At 67.5% G+C, this 10,827-nt stretch carries 11 protein-coding genes; 6 read left to right on the top strand and 5 right to left on the bottom strand.

Annotation, left to right across the window (positions count from 1 at the left end; all coding sequences use genetic code 11):
* The 5 genes from EXQ71_12665 to EXQ71_12645 form a co-directional block, all read right to left on the bottom strand.
* On the bottom strand, positions 1-662 hold a 662-nt coding region (locus EXQ71_12665), incomplete at its 3' end, for an SDR family oxidoreductase (protein ID MSO88346.1).
* Positions 653-1,663 carry a Gfo/Idh/MocA family oxidoreductase gene (locus tag EXQ71_12660; protein ID MSO88345.1) on the bottom strand — a complete coding sequence of 337 codons (1,011 nt, stop codon included), beginning with the start codon at positions 1,661-1,663 and terminating at the stop codon, positions 653-655. The genes EXQ71_12665 and EXQ71_12660, both read right to left, overlap by 10 nt.
* A complete protein-coding gene (locus tag EXQ71_12655; protein ID MSO88344.1) occupies positions 1,660-2,817 on the bottom strand; it encodes a sulfotransferase in 1,158 nt (385 codons plus the stop codon). Before EXQ71_12655 ends, EXQ71_12660 begins: the two co-directional genes overlap by 4 nt.
* Before the next feature lie 4 nt (positions 2,818-2,821).
* Positions 2,822-4,141 carry an MBL fold metallo-hydrolase gene (locus EXQ71_12650; protein MSO88343.1) on the bottom strand — a complete coding sequence of 440 codons (1,320 nt, stop codon included), beginning with the start codon at positions 4,139-4,141 and terminating at the stop codon, positions 2,822-2,824.
* Positions 4,107-4,730, bottom strand: coding sequence for a TetR/AcrR family transcriptional regulator (locus EXQ71_12645; GenBank protein MSO88342.1), 624 nt, complete (start codon positions 4,728-4,730; stop codon positions 4,107-4,109). Before EXQ71_12645 ends, EXQ71_12650 begins: the two co-directional genes overlap by 35 nt.
* Before the next feature lie 2 nt (positions 4,731-4,732).
* Between EXQ71_12645 and EXQ71_12640 the strand changes: the two genes are divergently transcribed.
* From EXQ71_12640 to EXQ71_12615, 6 genes are all read left to right on the top strand, one after another.
* Positions 4,733-5,647 (top strand): hypothetical protein, encoded by a 915-nt coding sequence (locus tag EXQ71_12640; GenBank protein ID MSO88341.1) that lies wholly within the window; start codon positions 4,733-4,735, stop codon positions 5,645-5,647.
* A gap of 81 nt (positions 5,648-5,728) precedes the next feature.
* Positions 5,729-7,153, top strand: a complete 1,425-nt coding sequence (locus EXQ71_12635; protein ID MSO88340.1) for a hypothetical protein — start codon at positions 5,729-5,731, stop codon at positions 7,151-7,153.
* Between the two features lie 9 nt (positions 7,154-7,162).
* Complete coding sequence (locus EXQ71_12630; protein ID MSO88339.1) at positions 7,163-8,089, top strand: sulfotransferase domain-containing protein; 927 nt, start codon at positions 7,163-7,165, stop codon at positions 8,087-8,089.
* Between the two features lie 75 nt (positions 8,090-8,164).
* Positions 8,165-8,962, top strand: coding sequence for a class I SAM-dependent methyltransferase (locus tag EXQ71_12625; GenBank protein MSO88338.1), 798 nt, complete (start codon positions 8,165-8,167; stop codon positions 8,960-8,962).
* 35 nt (positions 8,963-8,997) lie between these two features.
* Entirely contained in the window at positions 8,998-10,221 is a 1,224-nt protein-coding gene (locus EXQ71_12620) for a TIGR03862 family flavoprotein (protein ID MSO88337.1), read from the top strand.
* On the top strand, positions 10,218-10,827 hold a 610-nt coding region (locus EXQ71_12615), incomplete at its 3' end, for a hypothetical protein (GenBank protein MSO88336.1). The genes EXQ71_12620 and EXQ71_12615, both read left to right, overlap by 4 nt.

Here is a 10,827-nt window from a genome sequence, read left to right as displayed (position 1 = left end):
ACCGGCTGAACATCCTCCGGGCTTCCCCAGCGGGCCATCGGGGTGCGGGCCAGGTAGGGATCGGCCAGTCCGTCGAACTGGGTCATCACCTCAGTCATGCGGGTGAGGATCAGCCCCGGTGCCACCGCATTCACCCGAATCCCCTCCGGAGCCCACTGGGTAGCGAGTGTCTTGGTCATCTGTACGATCCCCGCTTTGGCAGCCCCGTAGCCCGGCACCATCGGCACGGCGTCGTAACTCGACATCGATGCCAGGTTCACCACGGCCGCGCCGCCAGGGTGACGGCTCGCCGCCAAGCGGCTCCGACACGCCAGCGACAACCGGAAGGCGCCGGTCAGGTTGATCGCCACCGACTCGGCGAATACCTCTGGCTCCCACTCGTCTTTCCCGCCGGGCATGGTGGCCCCGGCGTTGTTCACCAGCACATCCAAGCCGTCGAGGCCCTCCGCCAACGCCTCGATCTCACCGGCGTCGGTGAGGCGACACTGCTGGTAGGCGAAGCCGCCGAGATCGACCTCCACCTCGCGGGCCGAGGGCCGCGTGCCGGTGATGGTGACCGCCGCCCCGGCATCGCGAAAACCGGTGGCGATCGCCAACCCAATCCCTGAAGTACCGCCCGTAACCAGCACCGCCGCCCCGGCGAAGTCGAAGGTCACTCCCATACGTTCTCCCAGCGTCGAGTATCTACGGAGCGGTAGAGCGCCAAGGCCGTGCGTAATTCCCCCAGCGAGTGGGCGGCGGTGGCGGCGGGCGGAGTGCCGTGCAGCACCGCCGCCGAGAAGTCTACGAACTCGCCCGGATAACTCATCAAGTAGCCCGCCGCCTCCCCCACCACCAGGCCGCGCCGGTGCTCGCGGGTGGTGAGCGTGCAGGTACCGGCCCCCTCCACGGTGATCTCGCCCTCGCTCCCGGTGATCCGAAAGAGCACCTCGGGGGCCAGCGAGGCACTGGTGAGCAAGGCGTCGAGACTCGCCACCACCCCCGATTCGAACCGCACCAGCGACCGCACCAACGACTCGGTGCGCATCCCTGGGAACGGGTGTCCGAGATCACCAACCACCTCCACCACCTCGCCCAGCAGCATTCGCAACGGCCGCAACCAATGGGAGCACGTGTCGATGGCCAAACCCCCGCCGGCCTGCACCGGGTCGAACCGCCACGGGTCCTCCCCGCCATAGAAATCCGCCAGCGGCGGGATGAAGGCGCACGCTCGCGCCGTCACCACCTCGCCGATAGCTCCCTCCGCCACCAGGCGGGCGGCGGTTATCACCTCGGGCCAGTACTGGGCATTTTCCGCCACCATGAACACCGTGTCCGCCTCGGCCGCCGCCGCCACGATCCGGTCACAGGCGTCCACGGTGGGCGCCATTGGTTTCTCCAACAACACATGCAACCCGGCGGCGAAACAGCGCAGGGTGATCTCCTCGTGCAGATGATGCGGCAACATCAGATCCACCGCGTCGAAGGTGCCCGAGGCGATGGCATCGTCGAGCGACGAATAGGCCACCGCCCCGGTCAGGGCCGCCATGGCCTCGGCGCGGGCCGGGTGGATATCGACCGCCGCCACGATGTCGATCGGGGCCCCGCTTTCCTCAATGGCCCAGCGGTGTAGTTCGGCAATCGCCCCACACCCCACCAGCGCTACCTGCACCCGATCCGTCATGCGATCCCCTCGGCCACCACAGCATTGTCGCGGCAATAGTTGGCGAAACGTTGTTCCACGCTGGCGACGCTGATCCCGGCGTCGTCGAGCGAATACTGGTGATGGCCGTGCCCACCGCGGGGATGGTCGGCCAGGTACTGCTGCGCCGCCGCCTCTGCCTCAACCGACAGGTCGCCACCGAAGTGTCGGTGAATGGAGCGCACGGCGGCGATGGGGTCGGCCGCCAGATCGGTGTAGTGCAGATCCATGATCGCCACGTCACCCCGACGCTGCCGGAAGTCGCCCAGGTGATCCACCATCTCCCCCAACATCCGCATCCACAGCGGTCCCCACCAACTCGTGGTGTCCAAATCGTTGGTGAGCGAGTTGGGAAAAGCGGTGGTGGACAAACTCACCGACGACGGCACCGTGCGCAACGGATCGCGGTGCAGCACCACAATGCGCGCGTCGGGATAGGTGGCTACCAGTGCGTCGAGCCCCAGCAAATGACCCGGCGCCTTCAGCACCCATCCCCCCGGGGCCTCGGACTGCAATACCTGCAGGGCCTGACGGTGAAAGGCATAGGCCGGAGTGAGATCGGCGGAGAGATACCAATCCACGTAACTCGGCAGGTGAAACAACCCCAGCCAGTCCTGGCTGCGGAACGCCTGACCCAGTAAGGCCACACACTCCGTGGGCCCGTCGCCCGGCTCCCAGTGGATCGCTTTGAGGCTCGGCACCATGGCGTAGGTGGTGTCCATCACCTCCACCCACCGGGCGATGCGCGCGTCGCTCGTGAAGGTGGCGGTCTGCGGTGGCGGCACGCTGTCTAAGGCTTCCCATTTCATCAGCGCTCGCTGTGCCGGATCGGTGGCCAACAGTTCCAGCAGGATCGTGGAGCCGGTTCGCAGCATCCCCACCACCACCAACGGGGCCACCACCGGGGCGTCGGCCACCGCGGGGTGACGATTGATCCAGTCGATCACCCCCAACCGGTTCCGCAGTCGCTCACCCACCCAACTCTCGAACAGGTCCACGCCGAACCCGTTGAGATCAGCCTCGCGGCGGGCGGCGGCCACGAGTACCTCGAGCCCATCACGCCAGGCGTAAGGGCCCATCTCCGAGAGGCCGGTGGTCTCTACCGCCTGGGCCACCAACCCCTCGACGGAGGTCACCCCCCTACGCACCGGCACTCCGGCGCCCCAGGGTGGCGATCTGCGTGCGCAGCCAGCCCGTCTCCCAAAAGTTCTGGCCCTCCACCTCGGCCAGCAACCCGTGGTGGGCGGCGAGCAAGGTGGCGATCACCTCGGGGTCCTCCGGGGCCACCTGCTCGGCGATCTCGGCCAGATGTAGGGCTTCCACCAGCTCACCGGCGTCGATACGAGCCTGCGCCCGGGCCAGCATCGGGCCGATGCCACCGGCCAAGGCCACCAGATCCGGCGCCACCGCGGCGGCCGGGACCGGATACAACTCGGTGGTGGAACGGGCGTGAAACCACCCGGCGTAGCTCTCCCAGATCGCGCGTACGGCCCAGCCGATTTTCCCGTAGCCCTCCCCGAGGCTCAGTTCCTCCGGCAGCCGCACTTCGGCCATCAAGGTCCACAAATCGGTGCCGCGATTCATCCCCGCCAGCACCTGGTCGTGCAGTTCCCGCACGGCCGCGCCGATCCGCACCAGTTCGGCATCAATCACGGCGGCCCCCGCGATCGGCCCGAAGTGGCCCGTGAGCAGCAGTGAGGGCCGCAACGCCCGCACCCGCTCCAACGACTCCAAAAACGGCTCCACAAACCGGTAACGATCCCCGCGCATGGTCACCAGGTTCGGCACGTGCCCGAACAACGCCGAGAACAGGTTCCCCACGAACGCCACCCCATGATCCGGGAGCCATACGCACGCCGAGTCGATTGTCTCGCCACCGGGCACCGAGAGCATCTCCAGCCTCAGGCCCCCCAGCTCCACCTCGAGCCGGTCGCGGAAGGTGAGCGTGGGCGTCGGCTGCGACTGAGTGGGCACCCCGTCACCGGCATGGGCTCGGATGAAGCGATCAGCCGCCGCCACGGCGTCCATCCAATACGGCATCGACCGCCGCACTCGGAAGGCGTGGATGCGGGCATCATCGGCTTGGCAGGCTGCGTTGGCCTCCTGGGCCACCACCTCGGTTCCCTCGTCGAGGAACCGATCCACTCCCCCCACATGGTCCACATGGCCCTGGGTGAGCAACACGTAACGGATCGGACCGTCGTCGACGGTGTCGTAGAGAGACCGATGGATCGGCCCTTCGAACCCCATGCCCGTGTTGATGACCACGCGCCCGGCCGGGGTCACGATCAAGAAACTGTTCGATAACCCCTCCGACATCCAGATCGACAGCCCGTCACCAACCTCGCCGAGACGAGCGATGAGCGTGGCAGCCTCCGCCCCGGCCGCTTTGATCTGGAACCCGGTGGGTCGGCTCTGCACCAGATCACTGGCCACGACGACCTCCCGAGGGAACCGCATCCGGATCGACGGCGCCATGCATCATCAATCGCATCACCTCGGCGCGGTACCGCTCCGACCCACCCACCACGAGGCCCCGATCGGCCAAGGCGCTCCATAACAGCACCCCCGCCAGGTTGATCACGGCCAACACCTCAGGGTCGATCCCGGAACGTCCCAGTGGTCCTCCCGCCAGCAGACGCATCATCGCCACCTCCGTAGCGAGCAGATCGAGTGCCGCCGCGCTGGGTTCGGTTCCAAGCAGGGAGCGCAACGTCTGCCGGGCCCGATCGGGGTCGCTCACCAACCGATCCACCACCGCCTCTACCCCGGCCTGCAGCGAGGCCGGGTGCAGGCCTTCGGCCAGCGCCACGTCGAGCCGCGCCACCAATCGGTCGCTGACCGCCCACAACAGGTCGTCGCGCGTGCCGTGGTGGCGGTGCACCGTGGTTCGGTTCACACCACTGGCCCGGGCCACCGCGGCCATCGTTACCTCGTCCGGGCCGCCCTGTTCGAACAGCGCGCAGGCGGCGTCGATAATACGATCGCCCACGGCGGTCCAGTCGCGTCGTCGCGGGGCGGCTTCGGGTTGCAGCAAGGTTATCCCCATATCTGCAACATAGTGTTGCAGATAATCCGGTGCCTCGCTACGGTACCGACGTGCTTTCTCCTGAACTACTGGCGGACCTTCGCCCCATCACCGACGACGAAGTGGCGACCTTCGAGCGCGACGGCGTGGTCCACCTCACCGGGGTTCTGAATCCTGCCCTGCTCGCCGCTATGGCCGAACCACTCGAAGCGGTGCTCGCCAGCCCTGAGGTCGCCGACCTTGGCGCGATGGTGGGCGGCACCGACGGCACCTTCGCCGCCGGCACCGATCACTTCCGCACCCAGCCCGACTTCGCCGCCTTCTCCTGTCGGTCGCCCCTGCCGTCGATCGCGGCGGTCTTGTTGCGCAGCCAATCGCTATGGCTCGTGGAAGACAGCGTGCTCGTGAAGGAACCCGGCAGCCCGCACCGCACCCAGTTCCACACCGACCTCGGGTACTTCCACCTACGCGGTACCCAGATCTGCACCACCTGGGCCCCCCTCGACCACGCGGGACCCGCCTCGGGCATGGTGCAGTACCTGCCCGGCTCTCACCGCTGGACCCAAGATTTCCGCCCCAACTACTTCGTGGACCCCGAACCGCTCGCCGACACCCTGGGCGAAGTGGTCCCCGACATCCTCGCCGATCCGGCCCTGGCCGAAGCCCTGATCACCTTCGAGGTAGCACCGGGCGATGTGGTGATTCATCACGCCCGCACGATCCACGGCGGCCCCGCCAACACCTCCGCCACCCGCCGGCGGGCCATTTCGGTGCGTTACGGCGGCGACGACGTGCGGCACTTCCGCAAAATCGGTGTTCCCGCCACCCGCTGGCAACTAGCGGCGCTACAGGGCACACCCCTCGCCGACCCGGATTGGCCGCAGGTGCACCGCCCCCGCCCACCCCGGGCGTCGGCGGCCTCGGGCCTTCCCACCTGACCCCCATGCCGGTAGCCTTCGGACGGCGTGGGCCACAGCGACGGCAACCGGCCGTTCCTTGTAAGAACTAGCGGGCACTTCATGAAAACCAGTCGATTCGGCATCACCGGCATCATCGTGGTGGGCGCCTTGGCGATCTCCACCCCCGTGGGGTCATCCACCCCCGAGCCCACCGTCGGGGCACATAACGCAGTAGTGGCCCACTGGACTCCTGCTCGGATCGATGCCGCCGCCCCTCGCGATTTCGCCGTGGACCGGCGCGGCCTCAGTTACCTGAAGAAGAAGGACGGGTCGCTGGAGCCCCACGGCCACAGCCGACCCCAACTCTACGCTACGACCACCCCGTCGCAACCTGCCCCCGCCCCGCGGGGAATCGCTCCCACCGCCGCCGATGTTACCGGCCCGGTGGTGACCGACCTCAGTCCGGCTGCGGGGGCCACCATCGGCGCCAGCGCTACCTTCAGCGCCACCGTGACCGACACCACTGGCGTGAAGTCGGTGACCTTCAAGACCGTGTCGCCTAGCGGCCGGACGCAGTCTTTCGCCGCAACCGCCAGTGGCAGTACCTACCGCGCCACGATCTCTGGCTTCACCACCGGCACCTGGCGTTGGTTCGTGGTCGCCCGAGACACCAACCGCAAGTCGAACACCACCACCACCGCCAGCGTTACCTTCGCCGTCAACACCGGCGGCGGCGGCGGCAGCACCAACGTGGCCAACTCGGCCTGGCTCAAGGTCGGTGCCGTGCAGAACGCCGCTGGACGCATCTATTTCGAGATGCCTACCACTGCCTCGCAAACCTCCTGGAACGGCTACGTATGCTCAGGCACGGTGGCCACCGACAGCACCACCGGACGATCGGTGATCATCACCGCTGCCCATTGCGTGTACGACGACGTGAATAAGGCCTTCGCCCGCAACGTGTTGTTCATCCCCAACCAGGTAAACACCACCGGCACCGGCACCGACTACGACTGCAACAACGACCCGCTCGGGTGCTGGACCCCAAGTTTTGGGGTGGTGGACACCGACTGGACCACCCGCACGTTCCCCTCCAACATCCCCTGGGACTACGCCTACTACGTAGTGAGCGACACGGGTGCGCACAGCGGCACCCCGGTGGCGAACTCGGCCTTGGACGTTACGGCGGGGAGCCTGGCCGTACAGTTCACCGCACCCACTGTCGGTACCTTCACCGACGCCCTGGGGTACTCCTACAGCCAGGACCCCAAATTCATGTATTGCGCCGAGGCACTAGCCCGCGAAAATAGCTACAGCGGCTGGTGGCTCGGGCAGTGCGGTCTTTCCGGCGGCGCCTCCGGCGGCCCGTGGATGGCCGATGCGAGTGTGGGCAACGGCCCCATCACCTCCGTGAACTCCTGGGGCTACACCAACCAGCCAGGCATGGGTGGCCCTAGCCTGGCGGGTACGAGCGCCAGTTGCCTCTTTGATATCGGCAACGCCCAAGCCTTCAATCCTCCCAACCGGGGAATTGCTGGCTGCTAGAACTGCTTCGTGACCACCGCCGAAGCGCCAAGGGTCCGCTACCGCACCCTCGTGTGGGATAGCGACCGCTGGAACGGTTTTACGTTTCGAGACAACGACATCGTGATCAGTACGCCGCCGAAGTGCGGCACCACCTGGATGCAGATGCAGTGCGCCCTGCTCCTGTTTCGCACACCGATTCTCCCGCAGCCCCTGGCCCAACTCTCCCCGTGGCTCGACATGAATACTCGTCCGATCGCCGAGGTCTTTGAGGACCTCACTACCCAAACCCACCGTCGATTCATCAAGACCCACACCCCCCTCGACGGCCTGCCCTGGGATGAGCGCGTTACCTACCTTCACGTGGCGAGGGACCCTCGCGACGTTGCGATGTCGTGGCAACATCATCTTTCGAACATCGACAACGACCGATTTATCGCAGCCCGGATCAACGCCGTAGGCCTCGACGATCTGGCCGAGCTAGGTCTCGACGGCACCGCCGCCGCCGCCCTCTCCGATGATCCTGAGGAACAGTTCTGGCAATGGATGGAGCACCGGGAAGATGCCGTCTCGAGATCGGGGCTCAGTGATCTCGTGCACCACAGCGCCACCTTCTGGGATCGTCGGGACGCCACCAACATCCACCTCTTCCATTACGCCGATCAGCGAGCCGACCTAGCGGGCCAGATGGACCGACTGGCCACCGCCTTGGCCGTGAGGCCCCCCACCCCCGACCTCGTAGAGGCCGCCCAGTTCGATGCGATGAAAGCCCGAGCCGATGAGCTGGTCCCCAACTCGGACACCCCGTTCTGGAAGACCAGTGGCGGTTTCTTCAACCGAGCGGGCGCCGGGCTCTGGCGCGACCTCATCGGCGACGAAGCTCTGATGCGGTATCAAGCCGCCCTCGCTGCCAACACCAGCGATGCCGAACTGATCGCCTGGCTCCACAACGGCTGAGGGCGCTAGCCACCCCGACCCCACCCGGGCTCGGCTCACTTCGCCACCGGCCATCCTCTAGGCCAGAATCAAGGGATGAACACGGCCAAGTTGCGTGTCGCCCAGATCCACATGTGGACCATCGGCGACTATCCGGTTATTGCTCGGCACCTACTCCCCATCAGCCGCATCGCCGTGAAGGCGGTAGATCCGCAACCGGGCGAGTCGGTGCTCGACGTTGCCGTGGGCACCGGCAACGCGGCCATCCTGGCCGCCAAGGCCGGCGCCAAAGTAACCGGAATCGACATTACCCCCGCCCAGATCGATCGGGCCCGGGAACACTGCAAGGCCGAGGGCGTGCGAGTGGACCTTCAGGTGGGAGATGCCGAGCACCTCGACATTCCCGACGAGAGCATGGACGTGGTCCTCAGCGTCATGGGCTTGATCTTTGCCCCCGACTTCATCGCCGCCACTCGGGAGCTGGCCCGGGTGTGTCGGCCGGGCGGCCGAGTGGCGATCACGGCCTGGGCGGCCAACAGTTGGTCGGCGACCTGGCGGGAAAAGGTGGCCCACCTCAGCGCGCCCGCCGCTGGCCCGACGCCGGATGAATGGGGGGACCCCGTCGTGGCCATCGACCGCCTCGGCTCCGCGGGCCTCAGCGCCAAGGTGGAACAACGAAACTTTGCCTGGCGGTTCCCCTCCCCCCAGGCCGCCTTGGAAACCTTCCTCACCGCGGCGGGGCCCTTCGTGAGCTTCATGGAAACGCTGGAGTCTCACGACAAGGTCGACGAAGGCCAACGCCTTCTCCTTGAGGCCATCGAGGAGACCAACGTGGCCAACGACGGCTCCTGCACGCTCCCGGCTCCCTACCTCCTCATGACCGCTACCCGCTGAGCGCCGAGAAGAACCGACCATCTGGTGCTTCCCTGATGCCGGAGTCAGCCCACGTTGCGGTGGTGGGCGGCGGTCCCGCCGGGCTGATGGCCGCCGAAGTGCTGGCCACCGCCGGGCTGGCCGTGACCGTGTTCGAACGCATGCCCACGGTGGGTCGCAAACTCCAGGTGGCCGGGCGAGGCGGCCTCAACCTCACCCATAGCGAAGGTCGGGAGGCGTTCCTCGATCGGTACGGCCCGGCGCGTCCGTACCTTACCGCCGCCCTCGAAGCCTTCGATCCCGCCGCGCTGCGAGCCTGGGCGGATGGCCTGGGCCAACCCACCTTCGTGGGGAGCAGCGGACGAGTTTTCCCTGAAGGCTTTCGCGCCACTGCCCTCCTGCGGGCCTGGCTGACCCGGCTCGGGTCGCTTGGGGTGGAACTACGCACCCGCCACCACTGGAACGGATGGAACCCCGAGGGCGCCCTCACCTTCACCGATCCCAACGGTGATCCACGGGTGGTGGCCGCCGAGGCCAGCGTGCTCGCCCTGGGCGGGGCGAGCTGGCCGCGCACGGGATCCGACGGGGCCTGGACCGCCCCGCTCCGAGCCGCCGGAATCGAGGTACGCCCCTGGCGGCCGGCCAACAGCGGCTGCATCGTGGGCTGGAGCGAGGTGTTCAGCCACCGCTTCGCCGGTACCCCCGTGAAAGACGTCACCGTCGGCCATCGCGGTACGTCCGCCCACGGCGATCTGATGATCACCACCGATGGCCTGGAGGGAAGCCCGGTCTACGCGCTGTGTCCGGCGCTGCGCGCCACCCTCGATGCGGGCACCCCGGCCCGAGTCGAACTCGACCTGTTCCCCCATGCCACCCCGGCTGAGGTGGTGGCTCGCCTGGAGCGACGCCGACCCACCGATTCGGTGGCCACCGCCCTCGCCCGATGCGGCCTGTCCCCGGTGAGCATCGGGCTCCTTCGAGAGGCCACCGCTAACCGCCCGCCGTCCGCCCCCGGCCCCCTCGCCGCCCTCCTGCAAGCCCTCCCTTTCAGCGTCACCGCCTCCCAGCCGATTGGCCGCGCCATCTCCAGTGCCGGCGGCGTAGCCCTATCGGCGGTAGACCAATCCGCCATGCTGCGAGGCCGGCCCGGCACCTTCGTGGCGGGCGAAATGCTCGACTGGGAGGCCCCCACCGGCGGCTACCTCCTGCAGGGGGCCTTCAGCACCGGCGTGGCCGCCGCCGAGGGTGTCCTCGCCTGGCTCGCTACCCTTCGGCGGTGACCGATCAGCCCATGGAGGAAATTACCCACGGCGACACGACGTGGCGCTTCGACGTGGACTTCCTCGAATCCCACTGGACGTGCCTTTTTGGAAAGGGATGCCTCGGGATCCTGGCCGAGCCGAGTGAGCACCTCGGCCAAGGCTGTTGCTCGGTGGGCGCCCAACTCGACGGCGACGATGAAGCCCGCATGATTTCAGCGCTGGGGGCCACCCTCGATCCGGAACGATTTCAGCACCACGCCATCGCCGCCCGGGACGGCGTCTTTACCGATGCCAGCCACACCGCCACCGCCGTGGTCGACGGCGCCTGCATCTTCCTCAACCATCCCGGCTTCGCCGGGGGGGCCGGGTGTGCGTTGCACCTTGCCGCCATCGACGCCGACGAATCGCCCATCGAATGGAAACCGTCGGTGTGCTGGCAGTTGCCGATCAAGGTGGACTGGGAACCGGGCCCCCACAACAGTGAGGTGGCCACGGTCCGGCGTTGGACTCGCGCCGACTGGGGCGAAGACGGCGAGCCCATGGCGTGGTGCTGCACCGAGGGCGAGCGCGCCTACGGGGGTGAGCACAGGGTGCTCGACTCGCTGGGCGCTGAGATCGAGGCGC

The organism is Acidimicrobiia bacterium, from assembly GCA_009694375.1.
Lineage (GTDB): Bacteria > Actinomycetota > Acidimicrobiia > Acidimicrobiales > VFJN01 > VFJN01.
The sequence above is the reverse complement of the archived record's forward strand: the minus strand, read 5'-3'. Positions and strand labels throughout refer to the sequence as shown.